Source organism: Rhizobium sp. SVR5-2C, from assembly GCF_056755115.1.
Genome location: NZ_JBNDHT010000012.1, coordinates 1 through 22,160, shown reverse-complemented (window position 1 = coordinate 22,160; position 22,160 = coordinate 1). Strand labels below are relative to the sequence as shown.

Annotated in this window: 22 protein-coding genes; 8 read left to right on the top strand and 14 right to left on the bottom strand. The window is 60.8% G+C overall.

From position 1 onward, the window contains the following. Nucleotides 1–378: 378 nt before the first annotated feature. Nucleotides 379–684 (top strand): flagellar basal body protein, encoded by a 306-nt coding sequence (locus ACPYOI_RS05545; protein ID WP_481418597.1) that lies wholly within the window; start codon nt 379–381, stop codon nt 682–684. Nucleotides 685–739: 55 nt separating this feature from the next. Here the strand turns inward: ACPYOI_RS05545 and ACPYOI_RS05540 are convergent, their stop codons facing one another. From ACPYOI_RS05540 to ACPYOI_RS05500, 9 genes are all read right to left on the bottom strand, one after another. Next, complete coding sequence (locus ACPYOI_RS05540) at nt 740–1,369, bottom strand: LysE family translocator (RefSeq protein WP_481418596.1); 630 nt, start codon at nt 1,367–1,369, stop codon at nt 740–742. Between the two features lie 93 nt (nt 1,370–1,462). Then, nucleotides 1,463–1,858: a Fe-S cluster assembly scaffold SufA gene (sufA, locus tag ACPYOI_RS05535; protein WP_481418595.1), complete on the bottom strand. Its 396-nt coding sequence runs from the start codon at nt 1,856–1,858 to the stop codon at nt 1,463–1,465. A 136-nt stretch (nt 1,859–1,994) separates the two neighbouring features. Further along, nucleotides 1,995–2,375 carry an SUF system Fe-S cluster assembly protein gene (locus ACPYOI_RS05530; RefSeq protein WP_168831179.1) on the bottom strand — a complete coding sequence of 127 codons (381 nt, stop codon included), beginning with the start codon at nt 2,373–2,375 and terminating at the stop codon, nt 1,995–1,997. Nucleotides 2,376–2,385: 10 nt separating this feature from the next. Then, a complete protein-coding gene (locus tag ACPYOI_RS05525; protein ID WP_481418594.1) occupies nt 2,386–3,627 on the bottom strand; it encodes a cysteine desulfurase in 1,242 nt (413 codons plus the stop codon). Nucleotides 3,628–3,640: 13 nt separating this feature from the next. Beyond that, nucleotides 3,641–4,915 (bottom strand): Fe-S cluster assembly protein SufD, encoded by a 1,275-nt coding sequence (sufD, locus tag ACPYOI_RS05520; protein ID WP_481418593.1) that lies wholly within the window; start codon nt 4,913–4,915, stop codon nt 3,641–3,643. Between the two features lie 22 nt (nt 4,916–4,937). Next, complete coding sequence (sufC, locus tag ACPYOI_RS05515; RefSeq protein WP_168831176.1) at nt 4,938–5,693, bottom strand: Fe-S cluster assembly ATPase SufC; 756 nt, start codon at nt 5,691–5,693, stop codon at nt 4,938–4,940. A gap of 101 nt (nt 5,694–5,794) precedes the next feature. Next, nucleotides 5,795–6,136 carry a GIY-YIG nuclease family protein gene (locus ACPYOI_RS05510; RefSeq protein ID WP_481418592.1) on the bottom strand — a complete coding sequence of 114 codons (342 nt, stop codon included), beginning with the start codon at nt 6,134–6,136 and terminating at the stop codon, nt 5,795–5,797. 61 nt (nt 6,137–6,197) lie between these two features. Further along, entirely contained in the window at nt 6,198–7,667 is a 1,470-nt protein-coding gene (sufB, locus tag ACPYOI_RS05505; protein ID WP_481418591.1) for a Fe-S cluster assembly protein SufB, read from the bottom strand. 141 nt (nt 7,668–7,808) lie between these two features. Continuing rightward, nucleotides 7,809–8,975: a cysteine desulfurase family protein gene (locus ACPYOI_RS05500; protein ID WP_481418590.1), complete on the bottom strand. Its 1,167-nt coding sequence runs from the start codon at nt 8,973–8,975 to the stop codon at nt 7,809–7,811. Nucleotides 8,976–9,177: 202 nt separating this feature from the next. Between ACPYOI_RS05500 and ACPYOI_RS05495 the strand changes: the two genes are divergently transcribed. Then, nucleotides 9,178–9,855 carry an alpha/beta hydrolase gene (locus ACPYOI_RS05495; protein WP_022715287.1) on the top strand — a complete coding sequence of 226 codons (678 nt, stop codon included), beginning with the start codon at nt 9,178–9,180 and terminating at the stop codon, nt 9,853–9,855. 3 nt (nt 9,856–9,858) lie between these two features. On the opposite strand, the gene ACPYOI_RS05490 is transcribed toward ACPYOI_RS05495, so the two are convergent. Next, a complete protein-coding gene (locus tag ACPYOI_RS05490) occupies nt 9,859–10,380 on the bottom strand; it encodes a GNAT family N-acetyltransferase (RefSeq protein ID WP_481418589.1) in 522 nt (173 codons plus the stop codon). Continuing rightward, entirely contained in the window at nt 10,380–11,498 is a 1,119-nt protein-coding gene (locus ACPYOI_RS05485) for an anhydro-N-acetylmuramic acid kinase (RefSeq protein ID WP_481418588.1), read from the bottom strand. The genes ACPYOI_RS05490 and ACPYOI_RS05485 overlap by 1 nt, the downstream gene beginning before the upstream one ends. A gap of 116 nt (nt 11,499–11,614) precedes the next feature. Between ACPYOI_RS05485 and tyrS the strand changes: the two genes are divergently transcribed. Continuing rightward, a complete protein-coding gene (gene tyrS / locus ACPYOI_RS05480; RefSeq protein WP_481418587.1) occupies nt 11,615–12,871 on the top strand; it encodes a tyrosine--tRNA ligase in 1,257 nt (418 codons plus the stop codon). 44 nt (nt 12,872–12,915) lie between these two features. On the opposite strand, the gene ACPYOI_RS05475 is transcribed toward tyrS, so the two are convergent. Continuing rightward, nucleotides 12,916–16,311 carry a YhdP family protein gene (locus ACPYOI_RS05475; protein WP_481422652.1) on the bottom strand — a complete coding sequence of 1,132 codons (3,396 nt, stop codon included), beginning with the start codon at nt 16,309–16,311 and terminating at the stop codon, nt 12,916–12,918. Nucleotides 16,312–16,431: 120 nt separating this feature from the next. Between ACPYOI_RS05475 and ACPYOI_RS05470 the strand changes: the two genes are divergently transcribed. From ACPYOI_RS05470 to ACPYOI_RS05450, 5 genes are all read left to right on the top strand, one after another. Then, the gene (locus tag ACPYOI_RS05470; protein ID WP_481414991.1) at nt 16,432–16,905 is read left to right on the top strand and encodes a peroxiredoxin; all 474 of its coding nucleotides are present in this window, start codon (nt 16,432–16,434) and stop codon (nt 16,903–16,905) included. Further along, nucleotides 16,902–17,726: a ferritin-like domain-containing protein gene (locus tag ACPYOI_RS05465; protein ID WP_481414990.1), complete on the top strand. Its 825-nt coding sequence runs from the start codon at nt 16,902–16,904 to the stop codon at nt 17,724–17,726. The genes ACPYOI_RS05470 and ACPYOI_RS05465 overlap by 4 nt, the downstream gene beginning before the upstream one ends. A 100-nt stretch (nt 17,727–17,826) precedes the next feature. Continuing rightward, nucleotides 17,827–19,134 (top strand): peptidoglycan DD-metalloendopeptidase family protein, encoded by a 1,308-nt coding sequence (locus ACPYOI_RS05460; RefSeq protein WP_481414989.1) that lies wholly within the window; start codon nt 17,827–17,829, stop codon nt 19,132–19,134. A gap of 157 nt (nt 19,135–19,291) precedes the next feature. Then, nucleotides 19,292–20,785 (top strand): DEAD/DEAH box helicase, encoded by a 1,494-nt coding sequence (locus ACPYOI_RS05455; protein WP_481414988.1) that lies wholly within the window; start codon nt 19,292–19,294, stop codon nt 20,783–20,785. Nucleotides 20,786–20,792: 7 nt separating this feature from the next. Beyond that, on the top strand, nt 20,793–21,215 hold the full coding sequence (locus ACPYOI_RS05450) for an NUDIX domain-containing protein (protein WP_481414987.1): 423 nt from the start codon (nt 20,793–20,795) through the stop codon (nt 21,213–21,215). Here the strand turns inward: ACPYOI_RS05450 and ACPYOI_RS05445 are convergent, their stop codons facing one another. Together ACPYOI_RS05445 and ACPYOI_RS05440 are read right to left on the bottom strand one after the other, a co-directional pair. Beyond that, nucleotides 21,216–21,533 (bottom strand): TfoX/Sxy family protein, encoded by a 318-nt coding sequence (locus ACPYOI_RS05445; protein WP_168831163.1) that lies wholly within the window; start codon nt 21,531–21,533, stop codon nt 21,216–21,218. It abuts the gene before it with no gap. A 2-nt stretch (nt 21,534–21,535) separates the two neighbouring features. Then, nucleotides 21,536–22,160, bottom strand: a 625-nt coding sequence (locus ACPYOI_RS05440) for a nucleotidyltransferase family protein (protein WP_481422651.1), incomplete at its 5' end; no start/stop codon positions are given.

The following is a 22,160-nucleotide window of genomic DNA, read 5'->3' as shown; positions in this document are numbered from 1 at the left end:
TAGTCGCCATAAGGTAGCGACAGGCGTCCCCGCCATCGAAGCGTCGAAGGCTAGCGATAAAATGCTCGCTCTGGCGTCTGCCCCAGTGTAGGCAGTCGTCCTAAGCGCGAATATGGCACATCTTTACCTTCACTGCCAGATTGAAAGCTCTCGTCTCACGCGAGTGGCCGCATCCTTTGGTATGAAGGGAATGCCGAAACCCACGGTCGGCCGGTTCCGCCTAAAAGCAGTCGCTGTCGGCTGAGTTCTGTGCCAATACAATACAGAAACCGCGATAATGCGCGCCTGCTCGCAGCTCTTCGCTAACCCAGCCCCTTCAGCATTCCCTAAGCTCCTGCCTGTAGAAAGGCTCCATCCAATTTTTCAGGGATAGGACCGATGAGCATATCAGGCATCACGAGTACCGCTCTTTCGGGAATGCTGGCGCAGACGACACGCCTAAGCGCTATCGCCAATAACGCCGCGAACGTCAGTACGCCCGGCTACCAGGCGCTGAATACCCGCCTGCAATCCCTCTCCCCGAATGGCGTTCAGGCGATCGTCAGCCAGACCGATGGCGAAGTCGATCCGGCCGGCGAGCTGACTGACCTGCTCCAAGCCAAGCAGAGCTTTACCGCCAACGCCAGCGTGTTCGAGACAGGCGCGGACATGTGGGACGTGCTGATGAGCATAAAGCGGGATTAGGAAAGCGTACCCGCCGATCCCGCGCATCGCCTCGATCATCAGCGATGAAAGCCCGTTACAGCAACGTCGCGGCATAGCCGAGCACGACGACACCGAAGGCGATAATCAGGCCGCCGGAGATGCGTCGGATCAGCAGCGTCAGATCGCTTGAAATCCTGTCGCGGGCGAGATTGACCGCCGCGCTCAACGCCGTCCACCACGCCATCGCGCCGAAGAACACACCGATGACGATCGCTGCGGTCTCCGTCACCGTATTGCCGTTCACCAAGCCTAGCCCCGCAAAGAGGCCTCCGAAGGACAGAAATGCGCCGGGATTGGAAATTGCCAGCAGGAAGGTTGATACGATGGTCCGGAAAAAATTGCGGGCGCCGACTTCCACCGCCTCTGCCGGCGGCGTCATAAGATCGCGGATGCCAAGAACGATGAGCACGATACCACCGGCCGCCGCAATCGGCAGGGAATAAGAATCCAGGGCATCAGACACCATCGCAAGCCCTGCTGCGGCAACCAGCGCGTAACAGGAATCCCCCAGCGCCGCGCCAATGCCAATCGCCACCCCCGAACCGAACCCGCGATGAAGGCTGCGATTGATGCACAGCGTCGCGATCGGGCCCGGCGGCGCGGTGACGACAAGGCCAAGCAAAGCGCCTTTGACGAAAAGCACAAGCAGCGTTTCGATGATCATACGGCAGAAACTGGTTTGGCGCCGAAAAGGGGCAAATCAAAAATAACAAAGCCGCCATCGCTGGCGGCTCTTCGGATCTCGATCCCGAAGGCGTTAGTGCGCCGCGGGGACCACCGCATCGCCCCGAGCGGCAAGCGCTGCCAGATCCGCCGGTTTCAGCTCCACGGATTCGCCGCAGCCACAGGCGGACGTCTGGTTCGGGTTCGTGAAGATGAAGCCGGAGCGCAGGGTCGTCATCTCGAAGCCCATCTCCGTGCCGAGCAGGTAGAGCACCGCAGACGGCTCGACCCAGACCTTGGCGCCGTCGCGCTCGATCAGGTCGTCCTTGGCATTCGGTTCGGTCACCAGATCGATGGTATATTCCATCCCGGCGCAACCGCCCTTCTTGATGCCAACGCGGATGCCCTTGGCGTCCGGCCCGGAATTCTCGACGATCGCCTTGACGCGGCTCGCGGCGGCTTCCGTCATGCTCATTACTGCAAAGCCCATCGGCCTCTTCTCCTTCCGCGCGCGGATTCAAGGTCCGGCGTTTCACGATTCAAATGTAGTGCCAGCAGCTTAACCGATCAATACCAGTCCGCCGCATGATCCTGTCCGAAAAAGTCTGCAACTTTTCGGGGTCATGCTAGTACCAACCGACGGCGACCTGCGCCTCTTCCGACATGCGGTCCGGCGTCCACGGCGGATCGAAGGTCATCTCGACTTCGACGCCAGAAACGCCTTCGACGGCACCGACGGCATTTTCGACCCAGCCCGGCATTTCGCCGGCCACCGGGCATCCTGGCGCCGTCAGCGTCATGACGATCTTCACCATGCGGTCGTCTTCGATGTCGATCTTGTAGACCAGGCCCAGCTCGAAGATATCGGCCGGGATTTCCGGATCGTAAACCGTCTTCAGCGCGCTAATGACGTCATCGCTAAGGCGCGCCAGCTCGTCGGCCGGAATGCTCGAATGCACGATGCCCTCGCGCACGTCGATCTTCTGTTCGCTTTCGTCCAGGCTCATAAGGCACTCCTCAGGCAAAAAACTTGCGCGCATATTCCAGCGCATCGGCCAGGGCATCAACCTCGGCTCGCGTGTTGTACATGCCGAAGGATGCTCGGCATGTGGAGGTGACGCCGAACCGTTTCAAGAGCGGCATCGCGCAATGGGTGCCGGCGCGAACCGCAACGCCCTGCCGGTCGATAACCATCGACACGTCGTGCGCGTGTAGGCCGGCCAGTTCGAAGGCGAAGATACCACCCTTGCCCGGCGCCGTTCCGAAAACACGCAGCGAGTTGATCGACCGCAGCCGTTCGGTGGCATAGGCCGTCAGATCGGCTTCATGGCGCGAGATCGCCTCGCGGCCGACTTTCTCCATGTAGTCCAGCGCATAGCCGAGGCCGATCGCCTGAACGATCGGCGGCGTGCCTGCTTCGAAACGATGCGGCGGATCGTTGTAAGTAACGTTGTCTTCCGTCACCTCGAAGATCATCTCGCCGCCGCCCTGGAAGGGACGCATCTCCCGAAGCCGATCCTTCTTGCCGTAAAGCACACCGATTCCCGAAGGACCGTAAAGCTTGTGGCCGGTCATCACATACCAGTCGCAATCGATGTCCTGGACGTCGACCGGCAGGTGCACGGCGCCTTGCGAACCATCGATCAGCACCGGAATGCCGCGCTCATGCGCAATGCGGCATACTTCCTTGACCGGAACGATGGTGCCCAGCGCATTCGACATATGCGTTATGGCGACGAGCTTGGTGCGTTCCGTGAGGCTCTTCTCGAAGTCCTCGATGTGGAACGCGCCCTCGTCATCGACCGGCACCCAGACGAGCTTGGCGCCCTGCTGCTCGCGAATGAAATGCCAGGGCACGATGTTGGAGTGATGCTCCATGATCGAGACGACGATCTCGTCGCCCTCGCCGATCTTCGGCATCCCCCAACCATAGGCGACCGTATTGATCGCCTCGGTCGATGATTTGGTGAAGATGATGTCGTTGACATCAGGCGCGTTCAGGAAGCGGCGCACCTTTTCGCGGGCTCCCTCATAGGCCTCTGTGGCGGCATTCGAGAGGAAGTGCAAGCCGCGGTGGACGTTCGCATACTCGTTCGAATAGGTATGCGAGATTGCATCGATGACCGCCTGCGGTTTCTGGGCGGAGGCGCCGTTGTCCAGATAAACCAGCGGCTTCCCATAGACCTCCGTCGCAAGGATCGGAAAATCCTTGCGGATGACTTCGACGTCGTAGCTTGCTGCTGGTACTATCTTGTCCATGGCTCTTGTCCGATCAGGCGTGCTTTTCGAGCCAGGCCGAAATGACGCCTTCCAGCGCCTCGACCAGGGCTTCGTCTTCCAGCTCTTCGACTATCTCCGCCACGAAGGCGTTGACGAGCATTGCCCGCGCCTTCTTATCGGGAATGCCGCGCGACAGCAGGTAGAAGAGATGGTTGTCGTCGATATCGGCGACGGTCGCCCCGTGGCCGCACTGCACGTCGTCGGCGAAGATTTCGAGCTCCGGCTTCACCGAGAACTCCGCATCATCAGACATCAGCAGCGTGTTGCAGGCCATTCTGGCATCGGTTTTCTGCGCGTCCGGAGCCACCCGGATCATGCCCTGGAAGACGCCCCTGGCGCGGTCGAAAACGACGTTGCGGATGACGTCCGTCGAGCTGGTATGCGGAACGTTGTGGCCGAGCACCATGGTGACGTCCGTGTGGGTATCGCCACCGAGCAGGTTGATGCCGCGAAGCGTCAGATCGGCCCCTTCGCCCGTCACCTTGATATGCAGTTCCTGCCGAACCAGCTTGCCGCCGGCGTTGATGACGAACAGCTTCAGCTTGGCGTTGGCACCGAGGTCGACGCGGATCTGGCCGAGGTGGGTGTCTTCGGCGCCCTGCTGCTGCAGGATGATCCAGGTCAGTTCCGTGCCTTCGCCGACGGTGATGTCACTGACGTGGGACACGAGCGCCGCATCGCCAGTCACCGATTGGTGACGCTCGATGACCGTCGCTTTGACGTTTGCGCCGAACGATACCGGCAGGCGCGTGTGGATCTGCCCACCGGCATGGGTGATATCGACCTCGAACGGCTTGTCGAATTCGATATCCGCCGGAACATCCACGACGTAGCCGTCGCGCACGAAGCTCCCGTTGATGCTGCCGACGGCATCATCTGTACCGAGGACACGGAGCGCCGCAGCAGCCGAACCGTCGAGCAGGCTCTGCGCATAGCTCGAAACACCGAGGTCGCCGGCCGTCGCTTTCGGGTCTGCATGGCCCTGCACTAGCGAAAGAACCGAAGACCCCTCGATCAGCGGCTCGATCTGTTTGGCGGCGGCATCGCCGGCAACGGCCGGAACCTCACGAAGCAGGGTCTTGAGATCGGTATAGTGCCAGGCTTCGACCCGGCGCGTCGGCAGCCCACTCTTCTTCAGGTCGTCAAGAAGGCGGTCGCGCGTCGCGGTAACGGCGCCGTCGCCCGGCAGGTCGCCGAACTGGTTGTTAAAAGCCTCGATGAGCGCCGCTTCCGCAACGGTCAGGCGGCTCGTCGTCTGCATGTTCATGAGACTGGTCCTTTCCGCCTGATCAGGCTGCCGCCCCGATGATGTCAGCGTAACCGTTTGCCTCGAGCTCATGGGCCAGCGTCTTGTCGCCGGACTTGACCACCTGGCCCTTGTAGAGAACGTGAACGGTGTCCGGAACGATGTAATCGAGCAGGCGCTGGTAGTGGGTAATGACGACGACCGCACGGTCGGGCGAACGCAGGGCGTTGACGCCGTCGGCGACGATCTTCAGAGCGTCGATGTCGAGGCCGGAGTCGGTCTCGTCAAGCACGCAGAGCTGCGGCTGCAGCAGCGCCATCTGCAGGATCTCGGCGCGCTTCTTCTCGCCGCCCGAGAAGCCGACATTCACGGGACGCTTCAGCATTTCGGTGTTGATCTGAAGCTTGCCGGCCGCGTCCTTGACGAGGCGCATGAAATCAGGCGTCTTCAGCTCTTCTTCGCCGCGCGCCTTGCGCTGTTCGTTCATCGCGACCTTCAGGAACTGCATGGTGGCAACGCCCGGAATTTCGACCGGGTACTGAAAGGCGAGGAAAATGCCCTTGGCGGCACGTTCGGCGGCGTCGAGCTCGAGGATGCTCTCGCCGTTGTAAAGGATGTCGCCTTCAGTCACTTCGTAGTCTTCGCGGCCCGCAAGAATGTAGGAGAGCGTCGACTTTCCGGAGCCGTTCGGGCCCATGATGGCGGCAACTTCGCCGGCCTTCACGGTAAGGTTCAGGCCGCGGATGATTTCGGTGCCGTCTTCGGCGATGCGGGCGTGCAGGTTTTTGATTTCAAGCATTTCAAGTTCCTGTTCGTAGGGCGGGTTCAAGTGCCGCCTGATTGACCGTCTCATACCGGTCCTGATCGTCATCCTCGGGCTTGTCCCGAGGATCTAAGCCTTCAATTGTAGTCGCTCCACTGCCGCGTGTTCGGATGCGGCCGATAGACACTCTCGATTTCATCGATCCGCTCGTAGAGGTCCATCCAAGTCGGATTAAGTCCCTCGATAAGCTTGATCTTCCATTCACGCACATAGCGCTTCAGAGACTTTTCTCTCTTTATCGCCAGCACGATGTTCGGGTGGGTTTCGAACCAGACCAGATTTTTCGCTCTGTATCTCTCCGTAAACCCCTTGTGTACTTCGTTGCGATGCTCCCAAACGCGACCATGCAAATCACTCGTAACCCCGGTGTAGATCACGCCGCGCGGTTTGTCGGACATCATGTAGACGAAGCCACTCATCCTTTATCCGTAAGCCGCCGCAGATCCTCGGGACAAGCCCGAGGATGACGGAACCCGAGATTTAGCCGACTGAGCCTTCAAGCGAGATGCTGATCAGCTTCTGCGCTTCGACGGCGAATTCCATCGGCAGCTCCTGCAGGACTTCCTTGACGAAGCCGTTGACGATCAGTGCGATCGCCGCTTCCTCCGGGATACCGCGCTGCAGGCAGTAGAAGAGCTGGTCTTCGGAGATCTTCGAGGTGGTCGCTTCGTGCTCGAACTGCGCCGTCGAATTCTTCGCTTCGATGTAAGGCACGGTATGCGCACCGCACTTGTCGCCGATCAGCAGCGAGTCGCACTGGGTGAAGTTGCGTGCGTTCGACGCCTTGCGGTGGGCCGAAACCTGGCCGCGATAGGTGTTCTGCGAAACGCCCGCAGCAATACCCTTGGAAATGATGCGGCTCGACGTGTTCTTGCCGAGATGGATCATCTTGGTGCCGCTGTCGATCTGCTGGTGACCGTTCGACACGGCGATCGAATAGAATTCTCCACGGCTGTCGTCGCCGCGCAGGATGCAGGACGGATACTTCCAGGTGATCGCAGAGCCGGTTTCGACCTGCGTCCAGGAGATCTTCGAGCGGGCACCGCGGCAATCGCCGCGCTTGGTGACGAAGTTGTAGATGCCGCCCTTACCTTGCTTGTCGCCCGGATACCAGTTCTGGACTGTGGAATACTTGATCTCGGCATCATCGAGAGCGACGAGTTCGACGACAGCTGCGTGCAGCTGGTTCTCATCACGCTGCGGCGCGGTGCAGCCTTCGAGGTAGGAGACGTAGGCACCCTCCTCGGCGATGATCAGCGTGCGCTCGAACTGGCCGGTATTCTTCTCGTTGATGCGGAAATAGGTGGAAAGCTCCATCGGGCAGCGGACACCCTTCGGCACGAACACGAACGAGCCATCGGTGAACACCGCCGAGTTCAGCGTCGCGTAGTAGTTGTCCGTCGTCGGAACGACCGAGCCGAGATACTTCTGGACAAGCTCCGGATGCTCGCGGATCGCCTCGGAGATCGACATGAAGATCACGCCGGCCTTCTTCAGCTCTTCCTTGAAGGTCGTGACGACCGAGACGGAATCGAAAACGGCATCGACGGCGATCTTCGGCTTTTCGACACCGGCGAGGATCTCCTGCTCCTTCAGCGGAATCCCGAGCTTTTCGTAAACCTTCAGAATTTCCGGATCGACCTCGTCCAGCGACTTCGGACCCGGCGTGCTCTTCGGTGCGGCGTAGTAATGGATCTCGTTGAAATCGATCTTCGGATAATTGACGCGTGCCCAGGTGGGCTCCTCAAGCGTCAGCCAGCGCCGGTAGGCCCCGAGACGCCATTCGAGCATCCATTCCGGCTCCTGCTTCTTGGCGGAGATGAGGCGGATGATATCCTCGGACAGGCCCTTGGGTGCCTTGTCCATTTCGATGACGGTTTCGAAACCGTATTTGTATTGGTCCACGTCGATCTGTCGGACGCGATCAACCGTTTCCTGGACGGCGGGCATGTCGTTCTCCAATCTCGCCGGGTCAAGGTCCGGCAGGTCGTCTTGGGGTAATTTTTACTACCCCGTATGTAGGTGGCCAGAAGGCCGTTTTCAGCCCGATTGGCAAGCGGAAATTTGCGTTTCCGCAATTAATTGAAGCAATCAGGCCGCTTCTCCGGCCGGCCTGCACCGGCCGGCAATTTTCGCAAAGGCGGCAACCGCCCTGTCGATGTCTTCTTCCGTCGTCGCAAAACCGAGCGAAATGCGCAGCGCACCCAGCTTCGGGTCGCGGCCCATCGCCACCAGAACATGGCTCTCGCCGACCTTGCCGGACGAGCACGCCGACCCCGCCGAAAGCGCCACACCCTCGAGATCGAAGGCGATCTGGCCGGTCTCGGCTTTCAGGCCCGGAAGCGTGAAGAAGGTGGTGTTCGAAACGCGCGAAGCGCCGGCGCCGTAGATGACGATGTCAGGTGCGGCGCGGCGCATTCCGGCTTCCAATCGATCGCGCAGGGCTGAAACCGCCTCATTGCGTCTATCGAATTCCGCAACGGCAGCTTCGGCGGCCGCGCCAAAGCCGATCACGGCAAGCGAATTCTCGGTCCCCGAGCGGTGACCCTTCTCCTGGCCGCCACCGTGGATCAGCGGGCGCGGCATCAGGACCTCGCCACGACTGATCAGAGCGCCGGCGCCTTTCGGGCCACCGATCTTGTGCGATGAGACGATCATGAAATCGGCACCAAGCTCATTGATGTCGAGCCTCAAGCGTCCCGCGGCCTGCACGGCATCGACGACGAGCAGGCCGCCATGCGCCTGAACCACCTTCGCAGCCTCGCGAACAGGCTGAACGATGCCGGTCTCGTTATTGGCGAGCATGATCGCCACCATCGGCAGGCCCGAAGCCTTGTCGTGATTCGCAAGCAGCGTATCCAGCGCCGTGAGATCCACCAAACCTGCGGAAGTTACCGGAATCTCGGTTTTCTTCTCAGCCGGAAACCGACCGCCCTCGCGCACGGCGGGATGCTCGATCGCCGAATGATAGAGATGACCGATCGCAAGCGGCGTGCGTCCCATGCGGAAGTCCGGGGTCAGCACCATATTCGCCGCTTCCGTCGCGCCACTGGTAAAGGTCACATGTGCAGGCTCGGCGCCGGTCAGGGCCGCAACCTGGCGGCGGGCGCGTTCGATCGCAGCGCGTACCGCACGTCCCTCGCCATGAACCGAGTTCGGATTTCCGAAGAGATCGAGCGCGCGCAGAACCGCCTCACGCGCTGCGGGATGCAGCGGCGACGTCGCGTTCCAATCAAGATAGAGGCGGGGCGGCGCCATGTTCTCGGGTCCTGCGCTTGGTTCCTGCTAAGCTCGGCTCATTTTCCTTGAAATTTCGGCCGGGCTTGCCTTATGACACGTTCCACGAAGACCGTGGACCGCCATGCAAGTTTCGAATTGTTCTAAACTGCGTTTTAGAAAACCTGACAACATCCGTCAAGTCTAAGCAGCAAGAACGCTGAAAATAAAACCCGGAGTACCGATGCCCGAAGTCATTTTCAACGGCCCCGCCGGCCGTCTTGAAGGCCGCTACCAGCCCTCCAAGGAAAAAAGCGCGCCGATTGCCCTTATCCTGCACCCGCACCCCCAGTTCGGCGGCACGATGAACAATCAGATCGTCTACCAGCTCTTCTACATGTTCCAGAAGCGCGGGTTTACGACATTGCGCTTCAATTTCCGGGGCATTGGCCGTAGCCAGGGCGAATTCGACCATGGCGCGGGCGAGCTTTCGGATGCGGCCTCCGCACTCGACTGGGTCCAGAGCCTGCATCCCGATTCGAAGACATGCTGGGTCGCCGGTTACTCGTTCGGAGCCTGGATCGGCATGCAGCTATTGATGCGACGTCCGGAAATCGAAGGCTTCATGTCGATTGCGCCTCAGCCGAACACCTACGACTTCTCGTTCCTGGCGCCCTGCCCGTCCTCCGGCCTGATCATCAATGGCGAAGCCGACAAGGTCGCGCCTGAAAAGGATGTGAACGGTCTGGTCGAGAAGCTGAAGACGCAGAAGGGCATCCTTATCACCCACCGCACGGTGCCGAACGCCAATCACTTCTTCAACGGCCAGGTCGAAACGCTGATGGCCGAATGCGAGGACTACCTCGACCGCCGTCTGAACGGCGAACTGGTGCCGGAACCGGCGGCGAAGCGCATTCGCTAGGACTCACCCGACATCAGCGGTGAGCTCGAAGGTCGGGCACAAAATCCCATCGATCAAAATCGGCGTGCGGCTTCGCATGCCGATTTTTGTTAGGATGTGCTGCGACACCGCATTCTCGGGATGCGTGAAGGCGATAAGGTGGGTCGCAAACCGCTTGCCAAAGAACCAGTCGGCTAGCGCACGGGCGATCTCCGTCGCGTAGCCCTTTCCCCATTCCTCTTCGCGCAGCGCGTAACCAAGCTCGAATTCGTTTTTTTGCCGGTTGTAAAGCGAAATGCCGGCGCGGCCGATGAAGCGGCCATCGTCACGGCTGAGCACTTTGTATTTGGTCGTCCCGTCGCGGGCATGCTCGCCGAACCAGCGCGTCAGTCGCTCCTCGCACCGTTCCCTCGTCCACGGCGCGCCACCGGACATATAGCGCGTCGTTCCAATCGTCGAATGCAGGTGGAGAACGAGTCCGACGTCATCCCTATCCCACATCACCAGCCGCAGGCGCGGCGTTTCGAGAATGATCGTTTCCGTCATCATGGCCTCGCAAGAATGCCGCCGGTAACCGGCTCGCGAACACCGGTCGTACCCGGGAACGTCAGCGGCAATTCCTCCAGCGATCTGGCGGCCAGATAGCCCCAGGCCTCGGCCTCCATCGCATCGCCGTTGAAGCCGGCCTCCTCGGCGGAGATCACGCCGGCGTTCTGGCGGGCTGCAAGATCGCTCAAGTCCCGCATGATGGTGCGGTTGAGGCGCCCGCCACCGCAAATCACGTAGAGCGCCGGCGTCACCGGCAGGTGACCGGCCGATTTGATGATCGAGGCGGCAGCGACATAAGCCAGCGTCCGGGCTCCATCGGCAAGCTCGGCGTCCTTTCCGCCCAGCGGCAAAAAATCATTGCGATCGAGCGATCGGCGTTTCTCGGCCGTGAAGAACGGGTTGTCGAGATAGCGGTCGGCCAACTCGGTGATCACGTTGCCTTCCGAGGCGATCATGCCGCCCTGGTCGAACGGTATTCCGGCGTGCGTCTCGACCCATTGGTCGATCAAGGTGTTTCCCGGCCCGCTGTCGTAGGCAACGACGGCACCATCGGCGCCGACATAGGTCAGGTTCGAAATGCCGCCGATGTTGACGAAGCAGACCGGCAGCCTGGCGTTTCGAATGGTCCCGGCGAGCGCCGCATGATAGGCGGGCACCAAGGGTGCGCCCTGACCGCCATGCACCATGTCGTTGGCGCGCATATCGTAAACGACCGCTACGCCGGTCTCTTTGGCAAGCAGCGGCCCGTCGCCGAGCTGGACCGTCAGCGCCTCGTCGGGCCGGTGAAGCACCGTCTGACCATGGAACCCGATGAGATCGATCGAGCTTCGATCCAGAGAGTTGCGTTCAAGAAACTCCGTAACGGCAGTTGCATGACGCTGCGTCAGTTCGTGCTCGATCGCTGCCAACTCGCCGGGGCGCTCGTTTCGCTGGCGAATGGATTTTGCCTGTTCGAGCGCCAGCTTCAACCTGTCGCGGAAGGCCGGATCGTAAGGCACTCCCAGAAACGGCCCGCGTTCCACGGCAGCAAGGCCGTCGGTGCGAACCAACGCGACATCGATCCCATCCATCGACGTGCCGCTCATCAGGCCGATTGCCGTTCTCATTTTCCCCATGGCACCCCGCCGGAAGATTTCCACCAAATGGTGACTGTTCAACAAAACAGTGCTAAACGCGCCGCGACGCTTCAACAATAGCCAATCCCAAAATCCGCATCCGAGAGCAAAAGGTCATGTCCGAGTTCAAATCCGATTTCCTGCGCACCCTGAAAGAGCGCGGCTTCATTCATCAGATTTCCGATGAATCGGGCCTCGACGATCTAATGGCGAAGGAAACCGTGACAGCCTATATCGGCTTCGATCCCACGGCGCCGAGCCTGCATGCGGGCTCGCTGATCCAGATCATGATGCTGCATTGGCTGCAGAAAACCGGCCACCGCGCCATTTCCCTGATGGGCGGCGGTACCGGCATGGTGGGCGACCCCTCCTTCAAGGACGAGGCCCGCCAGCTGATGACCATCGATACGATCGAGAGCAACATTGCCTCGATCAAGCGCGTCTTCTCCAATTACCTGACCTATGGCAACGGGCCCAAAGACGCGCTGATGATCAACAATGCCGAATGGCTGCGTTCGATCAACTACCTGGAATTCCTGCGTGACGTTGGCCGGCATTTCTCCGTCAACCGGATGCTGGCCTTCGACAGCGTCAAGACGCGCCTCGACCGCGAGCAGTCGTTGTCGTTCCTAGAATTCAACTACATGATTCTGCAGGCCTATGACTTCGTGGAGCTTGCCAAGCGCTATGATTGCCGTCTGCAGATGGGCGGCTCGGACCAATGGGGCAACATCGTCAACGGCATCGATCTCGGTCACCGCATGGGGACGCCGCAGCTTTATGCTCTGACCTCCCCGCTCCTGACGACCTCTTCCGGCGCCAAGATGGGTAAATCGGCCACGGGCGCCGTCTGGCTGAATGCCGACATGCTCTCGGCCTACGACTTCTGGCAATACTGGCGCAACACCGAAGACGCCGACGTTTCGCGCTTCCTGAAGCTCTACACCACGCTCCCGATGGACGAGATCGCTCGCCTTTCCGCACTTGGCGGCTCGGAGATCAACGAAGTCAAGAAGATCCTGGCAACCGAAGTGACGGCAATCCTGCACGGGCGCGCCGCTGCCGAGGAAGCGGCAGAGACAGCCCGCAAGACCTTCGAGGAAGGCGCCATTGCCGAAAACCTGCCCTCCGTCGACATTCCCGCCTCCGAGCTGGATGCCGGCATCGGCTTGCTTTCACTTATCGTCCGGGCCGGGCTTGCAGGCTCGAACGGCGAAGCCCGCCGTCACGTTCAGGGCGGTGCCGTGCGCATCAACGATCAGGCGATCAGTGATGAGCGCAAAATGATCGGTAGCGGCGAAATCACCGCAGATGGGGTCATCAAGCTCTCGCTCGGCAAGAAGAAGCATATCCTCATCCGCCCGGCGGCTTGAGCTCCAGCTCTGACCAATGAAAGCCGGCGCAAGCGCCGGCTTTTTTATTGAAATTCGAAGATATTGCGAAAAACGCCCGGTGCGATGATTGAAAGCGGATTGATCACCAGAGCGGGCTTATCGAATTTGCCCGTCAGCCTGAACGTAATGCCGATGAGGCCGCGATCCGATCCGTTTCCGAGAATGATGCCGATGACCGGCAGCTCCGCAAAGAGCCGGTTCAGCCCATAGGCCGGCATGAAGGTACCCGTCATGTCCATGTTGCCGCTCTGATCCCGGATCACGCCCTGGAACGTCGCACCGACCTGATCGCCGCGCACCACACCGTTCTCGATGCTGATCACCCCGCCGCGGGACACGGCGCGCGCAAAGCCCCGCTGGAAGCGCTGTGCGGACGCATCGATGTCGCGTTTGACCGCGGAACTGAGACTGCGCTGGTCCTGCCCGACCGGCGTCGAAACAATCGAGTGAAGGCGTTGTTCGTTAACGATGGCAAAGCGGCGTATGTCGACGGAGCCGTCCCAGTTGCGCGCGTCGCCGAGCCTGATTGACATGTTGAGCAAGCCGCCCTGCATGTGCTGATAGAGATCGGCGAAGCGCGAGACGGCGCCGGCATCGCCGCTGGTGATGTTCAGTACACGGCCCTCTCTCGTCTGGCTGACGACTGCTTCGCCGCTGTCGGTAACCCCCGAAAAATTCAGCGCCTGCAGCCGGCCGCCGCTCGAGATGTAAGCAGCCTCGAAATTGCGGATCTTTTCGTCGTTGAAGCCGACAACGTTGTCGAGCTTGGCACGGACCGAGATGCTGGCATTGCTGCCATCTGCATCGCTGCTGTCGCCCTGCCCGTTCTTCAACCTTGAAAGAATGGGACGCGCATCGGCGGTGCTCCCCGAAACCGCGACATCAAAACTACCCTTGCTGCGTTTGATCGATATGGCGAAGTCATCGAGAGAGGACAGCTTCACGCTGTCGAAGTCGGCCGATGTCAAACCGCCCTTGCTCAGCATCAGCGCGCCGCTGGCGCCGAAACCGTCGCCCTTCAGCTGGAAGTTCCTAATCTGCGTGTTTTCAGCAGGCCCCGACACGTCGAACTCCGCCGTTGCTGGAATTCCGCTGCCTTTTGCCCAACCAATCCAGGGGAGCTGCAGGGACGCCTTGCCGAGATCGATCTCAACGTTCTGGTGATCCTCGTCGATCCGCGTCAGCTGCATCTTCATGCTGCCGTTGATAATGCCCGAAAGACCAGGCAGCACTTTCTCACGCTGGTCGTTGTTCAGCGTCGCCGTGATGATGCGCTGTTGCTTGACACCGGACGATTTGTCGGTCGGCTCGACGAGATCGATCTCGGCCGGAATGCCATCAAGCTGCCCCTTGGCATTGAGCATCACCTGCTGCGGATCGGCGTTGAGTTCGCCATCGAGTTTCGTCACCATCCGGCCCGAAATCGGCTTGGCGACATCCACGCCGGCCAGGTGCATCGCTGCCTTCCATTCTGGCGGCGGAGGATTCTGCGAACGCAGAAGACCTAACCTCGCTTCGACCTCGGCGGTGATCTCGCCCTTAAGGTCTCCGGGTGCCAAGCCGGCGCGTTGCAAGACCTGGATCGGCTTGTAGGTCAGGAGCTCTCCCACGGCATCGGCGTCGCCGGAGACTGCGAGCTTCATTTCCGCCATCAGCGGCTTGTCGTAGGTCGAAGGCAGCACGAAAGTGCCCTCCCCGAGACTGACCGAGCGGCCCGACGCGAAGTAGGACGTGCCGCTCTTGATCGAAATCGTTGCCTTCCGTCCGATCAGATCGAAGTGCGCCGACGTGTCCCGGATCGGCGGAATATCACCCGTGACGTTCATGCGCGCATCCGCGATATCGAAATTGATGCGGATCTGGTCATCGTCGAGTTTCAGTCCCTTGCCGACGGCTTCGTCCAGCTTGCCGAACGGGATGAATACGGAGATCGACGCATCCGTGACTGTCCCGCCGAAGAGATTTCCAAGCACCCATTCACGCGCCTTGGACGCCATCCAGAACGGCCAGAGCTGCTTGATCGCCGCCGTCTGGAGCTGCTGCGAATTCCCCACGAAGCTGATTTCCGGCGACCTGTCGCCAAACCTGACATGAAGCGATCCGAACAACTGCCCCAAGGGACTGGAGACCGTCAGGCCCGGAACTTGCAGTTCTCGCGAGGCGATGAGGTAGCGGCCCGTCATCTGAAGATCGAACGGCAACGGATGCTCGCCCGACCCTGCGGGTGCTGCCGTACCCCCGCTGATCAGAAGATCGACACCGAAGCCCTTGCCGGCGGCCTGATCGAGCTTGTCGAGATCGATGACCGCGCCATTGAAAGGCACGGACGTGTCTGCGAACTGCACTTGCGATCTGGATATCTCCAGTGTCTGCTTACCGAAATCATAGCCGAGATTGATCCGGCCGCCGGAAAGCCGCTGCTCATCACCGTCGACATAGAGGAGCCCCGGCGCGATATCCGCAGCCGCCTCGAGCGAGGGCGCAATGTCGCCTTCGCCGCGCACGGCTGAAACGGCAAGGTCGGCGAAGCCATTGACGCCCTGACGAATTTCCCCGAGCGCATTCCGCCTCAAGGTAAAGGGCGTCAGGTCGGCATGAGTGAGCTTTGCCGTAACCCGGGAGGATTTCCCCGCTACCTTGTCGACAAGAACATTCAGCGCCGCCACTTCGCCGTTGATGGCGATTTCGCCCTTCAACTGCAGCGAAGACGCCCCCACATGTGTGAACGCGAGATTGTCGATCTCGACCGAGAGCGGGCCGTTGGCGGTATCGGCCAGTTTGATGTTGATACCCGATAAGCGGACGGTATCCGTGCCGCCGCGCTCGACAAAACTATCCAACACATCAAGGCGGGAAAACACAGCTTCCATCGCCACCGGAATTGCGTCGATGCGAAGCTGGCTGAAGTCGAGAGGACCGCCGGACGGAAGCAGAGCCGTATCGAGCGCAATGTCGTCCGCTTCGATTGCAGCTACCGCCACACGGCCTCGAAATAGAGCCAAGGGATCAAGCGCCATGCGTATGGCGCCGGTGGTCGACAGATGCTGCCCGCTCTGCTGATCGACCATGTTGACGTTGCGGGCTTCCAGGGCGAGCTGCAGGCCGGAGGTGAAGCGGATGACGGTCGAGCCGACTTCCGCGCGATAGCGGGGACCTATTGCCGAATTCAATGCGGTCTGCGCCTGGCGCGACAGCGTTGCATCGAACATTCCGCTTTCGACGGTGAAAATGATCGCGGCGAGAATGAAGAGGAGAGTGACAATACAACCCGCCGTTACGCCCGTAGCACGGCGAATGCGAGAGCGAGGCCGCGGGCAATGCACGATGATGGGATCTTCGGCCTGGGCGGATGGGAGCTCATGCAGCGCGACGATGTCCTTTTTGCGAAACGTAACCTTTTCGCCGCGAATCGACGCCATGCGTTTTGGATAGCCCCCTGCCTCGAAACTGGTCCAGCCTGGCTGGACGAATTGGTCTTCAATATATATCCGCGGGACATAGTGTCATCCTAAAACCCGGCAAAAGAAAGGTTTCCACACATGGCTCTTCTCGGCATTGGCGCTTCGGCCCCCGAATTCGACCTTCCTCGCGACGGCGGCGGGCGGGTATCGCTTGCCGATTTCCGCGGAAAGCCGCTGGTCCTGTTCTTTTATCCGAAGGACGATACGACCGGCTGTACGGCTGAATCGCTGGCCTTCACCGCTCTGGCCGGCGAATTCGACGCCGCAGGCGCGGCGGTTATCGGCATGTCCCCCGATTCGGCCGCATGCCACGATCGTTTCGTCACGAAGCACAAGCTTTCCGTTGCGCTCGCCTCGGATGAGGAGAAGACGACGCTGCAGGCCTATGGCGTGTGGAAGCAAAAGAGCATGTACGGCCGCACCTTCATGGGTGTCGAACGCACGACCTTCCTCATCGGCGCCGAAGGCACGATCGCGATGATCTGGCAGAAGGTAAAGGTACCCGGCCATGCCGAAGACGTTCTGAAGGCCGTCAGGAACCTCGCCGCATGAATGTGCTTTCGATGACGTCGCTACGCGGCGGTGCGATCGACGCTATCCGCTCCGCCGATCTCGATCGCAAGACGGCGCTCGCGCAGGAGGCCGCAACCCGCTGGTTCGCCCGCAAGATTTCGCTGCGGTCGCCCCTCGATGCCTCCTTGCCCGACAGGCCCGGCCGGCCGGAGAAACCGGCGCTGGTCCCGCCGACGCAGGTCGAGAAGCGCTCGCTTCACACGGTCAACGGCCGCATCGCACTGCTTCATGCAATTGCCCATATCGAGCTCAATGCCGTTGACCTCGCGCTCGATATCGTCGCACGTTTTGCCACTGAAGCGGTTCCCAATTCCTTCTTTGACGGATGGATGCAGGTCGCCTTCGAAGAGGCCAAGCACTTCCGCATGGTGCGTAAGCGCCTGCAGGACCTCGGCGCCGATTATGGCGATATGCCCGCGCATGACGGCCTCTGGCAGGCAGCCCATTCGACCAGAAGCGATCTGACGGCACGGCTCGCCGTCGTTCCTCTTATCCTCGAAGCCCGCGGGCTGGACGTCACCCCGTCGCTCCAGGCAAAAATGCGCGAAACCGGCGATCTCGACAGCGCGGCCGTCCTCGATGTCATCTACAATGACGAGAAAGGCCATGTGGCAATCGGCGCCAAGTGGTTTCGCTTTCTTTGCGCTCGCGAGCGTCGCGACCCGGCGCAGACCTTCAAGGACCTGGTGCGGGCCAACTTCCGCGGGCCATTGAAGCCGCCGTTCAACGATCTGGCGCGCGCAGAGGCTGGCCTCACGCCATCGTTCTACCGCTCGCTGACATCTATTAGCATTGCCTAAAGTACTGTTCTTGTTAACTTTTTCGCTAAGGCGTTATTAACCATAACCGTGTGTAATCATCTCCTGACCTAAGCGCGGGCGACCAATCGGGAGATTCTCCGTGACGCATGCACAGCATAGTCGCGTATTCGGCAAGCGTTCGCAGGAGCATATCCTCATTCTCGCCAGCGGCGATAAGGTCCGCCACGCGACCATAAAGCCGTGGATGGCCGCCCTCGCCTTCTGCTTCGGCGGCGTCTTTGTCATCGGTTATCTCCTTGCCACATCCTATCTTGTCCTTCGCGACGACCTGATCGGCGCGACTATGGCCCGCCAGGCCCGCATGCAGCATGATTATGAAGACCGTATCGCTGCTCTTCGCGCACAGGTCGATCGCGTGACCTCGCGTCAGCTGCTCGACCAGCAGGTGGTTGAAGACAAGGTCGACAAGCTCCTGGAGCAACAGATGGCGCTCACGTCACGCAACGGAAAGCTCGGCTCCCTGTTCGACCGCGCCGAAAATTCCGGGCTGACGCAGAAGGATGAGGCAGTTCCAGTTCAATCCTACGCACCCGAGATAAAGGACAAGCGCGCGTCGCTTTCAGCCGGAGCCGCAGCGATCGACAAACTTCTGGCAGGCAGGGACGAACCCGCCGACGCCACACCCGACAATTCTACGCTCGCCTATGTACCTGCGCGTGAAACTGCCGGCGACCGTGCCGACCGCTTGTTTTCGAAGGTTACGCTGACGCTGAAGGGCATCGAGGAGCAGCAACGCGCCCGTGTGGACCAGCTCACCGCCGATGCGGGCGACGCTGCCAACAACATCGAGAAAATCCTGACCCGCTTCGATATCGCCGTTCCGGAGCAGGCACTCGCCAAAGCTGCAGACGACAGCGCTGTCGGCGGGCCCTACATCGAACCGGAAAGCGACGACGACTTCAACAATTCCCTTGCACAGCTCGACACTGCTCTGACGCGATTTGAGGCGGTGCGCAGCACGGCGCAATCGCTCCCCTTTGGCACTCCGGCGGCCGGCAAGGAAATCACCAGTCCGTTCGGCAACCGGCGCGATCCGTTTCTAGGCCGGCTCGCGCTTCACTCCGGCATCGATTTCCGGTTCGCCGCCGGTGAAAAGGTTCGCGCGGCTGCGCCTGGCAAGGTCCTCAGCGCGGGCTGGACCGGCGGTTACGGCAACATGGTCGAGATCGATCATGGCAATGGCATCTCCACTCGCTACGGCCACATGTCGCAGATTTTGGTGAAAGCCGGGGACACGGTTGAGCGGTCCGGGGTGATCGGTCTTGCGGGAAGCACCGGGCGTTCGACAGGCACGCACTTGCACTACGAGGTCCGCCAAAATGGCCGCGCGGTAGACCCCATGTATTTCATGAATGCCGGGCTGAAACTCGCGAGTTACATCAAATAACCAAATGAAGTAACCATCACTTTACCTGCGCACAGGTTGCAGTTGCCGTATTCCTTGACTTGCAAGCCGTTTGGGACTATGTCGCGCTGCATTGCGGCATGCAATCCCGCCGACTCAACCGGAGTTTGGCCGAACCTGAACGGAAATAGTTTTCCCTTTGACGACATTTGCTGATCTTGGCCTGAGCCAAAAAGTGCTTTCCGCCGTTACCGACGCCGGCTACACGACCCCTACTCCTATTCAGGCGGGCGCAATCCCGTTCGCTCTGCAGCGCCGCGATATCTGCGGGATTGCGCAGACGGGTACGGGCAAGACCGCGTCCTTCGTGCTACCGATGTTGTCGCTGCTGGAAAAGGGTCGCGCCCGCGCCCGCATGCCGCGCACGCTGATCCTCGAGCCGACGCGCGAACTCGCAGCGCAGGTCGCGGAAAACTTCGAAAAATACGGCAAGAACCACCGCTTGAACGTCGCGCTCCTGATCGGCGGTGTGTCGTTCGAAGACCAGGACCGCAAGCTTGAGCGCGGAGCAGACGTTCTGATCTGCACGCCCGGCCGGCTGCTCGACCATTTCGAGCGCGGCAAGCTGCTGATGAGCGGCGTCGAAATCCTCGTCATCGACGAGGCCGACCGTATGCTCGACATGGGCTTCATTCCGGATATCGAGCGCATCGCAAAGCTCATCCCCTTCACGCGCCAGACGCTGTTCTTCTCGGCGACTATGCCGCCGGAAATCCAGAAGCTCGCCGACCGCTTCCTGCAGAATCCGGAACGCATCGAAGTCGCAAAGCCGGCATCCGCCGCCAAGAACATCACGCAGCGTTTCGTCGCCGCGCACGGCAAGGACTACGAGAAGCGCGCTGCGCTGCGCGATCTGATCCGCGCACAGGAAGAGTTGAAGAACGCGATCATCTTCTGCAACCGCAAGAAGGACGTGGCCGACCTCTTCCGCTCGCTGGAACGCCACGGCTTCTCCGTCGGCGCTCTCCATGGGGACATGGACCAGCGCTCGCGCACGACCATGCTGCAGAACTTCCGTGATGGCCAGCTGCAACTGCTCGTCGCATCCGACGTCGCCGCCCGCGGCCTGGACATTCCGGATGTCAGCCACGTCTTCAATTTCGATGTGCCGATCCATTCCGAGGACTACGTGCACCGCATCGGCCGCACCGGTCGCGCGGGCCGATCTGGCGCTGCCTTCACCATTGTCACCGGTCGTGACCAGAAACACGCCGATGCGATCGAAAAGCTGATCGGCGAGAAGGTCGAATGGCTGAATGGCAACCTTACCGCTCTTCCGCCGCCCGAGCCGGGCCGCGAGGACGACCGCGCGCGCCGCAAGGGCAGCCGGGATCGCAGCGACAGGGACCGTGGCCGCGGCAAGGATCGCCGGGGTCATAAATCTGATATCGGCGCCGAGGATAATGCCGCCGAAACCATCGAAGCAGCACCAGCAAGGGCCGAAAGCGTGAAGCAAGAGCGCAAAGCAGACCAGAAGCCGCAAAACACCGCGCGCAACACCCGGCCCTATCCGGCGAACGACGACGTTCGCGAACGCCGCCGCTATCGCGACCACGACGACGGCCCGACGCCCGTCGGCTTCGGCGACGATATTCCCGCATTCATGCTGATCGCGGCAAACGCCAAGATCTGATCTCTCGATGGGCAAGCCCGGCATCGATTTTCCGGGCCTCGGTGTAGGCCTGGTGATTTTGCGCGACGGCAAAATCCTGCTCTACAAGCGCATGCTTCCGCCCGAAGCCGGCTTCTGGAATATCGTCGGCGGCAAGGTCGATCACATGGAGCCGGCCGAGCAAGCCGCCCGCCGCGAGGCAGAGGAAGAGACCGGGCTGAAGATCGGCCACGTCGAATTGCTAGAACCGACCGAGCAGATTATCGAGGCAGACCGCCAGCACTGGATTTCACTCCTTTACGTGGCGCGAGATGTCGAGGGGGAACCGCAACTGACGGAGCCCGACAAACTTTCCGATTTCGGCTGGTTCGGCCGCCATGACCCGCCGCAACCGCTTTCAGCTTTCACGAAGGCCGCGATTGCCGCCCTCAGCGAAACCGACTTCCGCTAGTCATTCCGCCCGCAACGCCGCCTCATAGGCGAGCCGTACCCACTTCGCCATCTCATCGGGATCGTCATAGGCAGCCTCGGGGACCGACCAGTAAGGCATCTTTACGGGATTGCCTTTCTTGCCCTCGTAGAACCATTGGCTGGAACCAGCGGCCGCAAACTCCGGCGCGCTTTCGGCATCGGCCTTGAGCAGCACCTCTCCGCCGACTTCGACCGCCACGATACGGCCAAGGTGATAGATGCCTTTGCCGCCGAACATGCGCCTGATCGTCACGGGACCGAGACCCTGGAACATTTCCTCTATGCCGGCGGCGTCCATTGCTATTCCTTCAAAATGCCGCCCGCAGCGACAACGGCCTCGGGGGTATCCACGTCAAGATGCGCGCCCTCGCCTATATCGACATCGATGACAGGAAGTCCTGCCGCTTCGATGATGTGACGCGCCCCGACGTCTCCCTCGAGCGCAAGCACCGCCTGATAAAGCGATCGCGGCAGGATAACCGGATTTCCGCGTTTTCCCTGCGCAACGGCGCGAACGATCACCCGCCCGTCTGCCCGCTCGAATGCATCGATCAAACTATCAAGATCCGCAGTCGAAACACCCGGCATATCCGAGAGCATGACAAGAATGCCGTCGGCGCCCCTCGCATGGGCATCCGCAAAGCCGGCGGCGAGCGAACTTGCCATGCCTGAGGTGTAATCGGCGTTGAAGACGGGCCTTACGTTGAGGCCTTCAAGCGCGGCTTCGATTTCGCTGTTCCGGTGACCTGTTACAACGATAACCGAGCCCGCCTTGCTACCGATGGCAACAGATGCGCAGCGGCGGACCAGCGGTATTCCATCGAACTCCGCAAGCAGTTTGTGCTGGCCGGCTTCGCCCATCCGGCGCGCGCGGCCGGCCGCCAGCCTGTCTCTTATACACATCTGACGCTGCCGACGACTAGTC

Excerpts from the sequence above, each read along its gene's own strand:
- ACPYOI_RS05545 (WP_481418597.1), top strand. The coding sequence starts at position 379 with ATGAGCATATCAGGCATCACGAGTACCGCTCTTTCGGGAATGCTGGCG.
- ACPYOI_RS05540 (WP_481418596.1), bottom strand. The coding sequence starts at position 1,369 with ATGATCATCGAAACGCTGCTTGTGCTTTTCGTCAAAGGCGCTTTGCTT.
- sufA (WP_481418595.1), bottom strand. The coding sequence starts at position 1,858 with ATGGGCTTTGCAGTAATGAGCATGACGGAAGCCGCCGCGAGCCGCGTC.
- ACPYOI_RS05530 (WP_168831179.1), bottom strand. The coding sequence starts at position 2,375 with ATGAGCCTGGACGAAAGCGAACAGAAGATCGACGTGCGCGAGGGCATC.
- ACPYOI_RS05525 (WP_481418594.1), bottom strand. The coding sequence starts at position 3,627 with ATGGACAAGATAGTACCAGCAGCAAGCTACGACGTCGAAGTCATCCGC.
- sufD (WP_481418593.1), bottom strand. The coding sequence starts at position 4,915 with ATGAACATGCAGACGACGAGCCGCCTGACCGTTGCGGAAGCGGCGCTC.
- sufC (WP_168831176.1), bottom strand. The coding sequence starts at position 5,693 with ATGCTTGAAATCAAAAACCTGCACGCCCGCATCGCCGAAGACGGCACC.
- ACPYOI_RS05510 (WP_481418592.1), bottom strand. The coding sequence starts at position 6,136 with ATGAGTGGCTTCGTCTACATGATGTCCGACAAACCGCGCGGCGTGATC.
- sufB (WP_481418591.1), bottom strand. The coding sequence starts at position 7,667 with ATGCCCGCCGTCCAGGAAACGGTTGATCGCGTCCGACAGATCGACGTG.
- ACPYOI_RS05500 (WP_481418590.1), bottom strand. The coding sequence starts at position 8,975 with ATGGCGCCGCCCCGCCTCTATCTTGATTGGAACGCGACGTCGCCGCTG.
- ACPYOI_RS05495 (WP_022715287.1), top strand. The coding sequence starts at position 9,178 with ATGCCCGAAGTCATTTTCAACGGCCCCGCCGGCCGTCTTGAAGGCCGC.
- ACPYOI_RS05490 (WP_481418589.1), bottom strand. The coding sequence starts at position 10,380 with ATGACGGAAACGATCATTCTCGAAACGCCGCGCCTGCGGCTGGTGATG.
- ACPYOI_RS05485 (WP_481418588.1), bottom strand. The coding sequence starts at position 11,498 with ATGGGGAAAATGAGAACGGCAATCGGCCTGATGAGCGGCACGTCGATG.
- tyrS (WP_481418587.1), top strand. The coding sequence starts at position 11,615 with ATGTCCGAGTTCAAATCCGATTTCCTGCGCACCCTGAAAGAGCGCGGC.
- ACPYOI_RS05475 (WP_481422652.1), bottom strand. The coding sequence starts at position 16,311 with ATGGCGTCGATTCGCGGCGAAAAGGTTACGTTTCGCAAAAAGGACATC.
- ACPYOI_RS05470 (WP_481414991.1), top strand. The coding sequence starts at position 16,432 with ATGGCTCTTCTCGGCATTGGCGCTTCGGCCCCCGAATTCGACCTTCCT.
- ACPYOI_RS05465 (WP_481414990.1), top strand. The coding sequence starts at position 16,902 with ATGAATGTGCTTTCGATGACGTCGCTACGCGGCGGTGCGATCGACGCT.
- ACPYOI_RS05450 (WP_481414987.1), top strand. The coding sequence starts at position 20,793 with ATGGGCAAGCCCGGCATCGATTTTCCGGGCCTCGGTGTAGGCCTGGTG.
- ACPYOI_RS05445 (WP_168831163.1), bottom strand. The coding sequence starts at position 21,533 with ATGGACGCCGCCGGCATAGAGGAAATGTTCCAGGGTCTCGGTCCCGTG.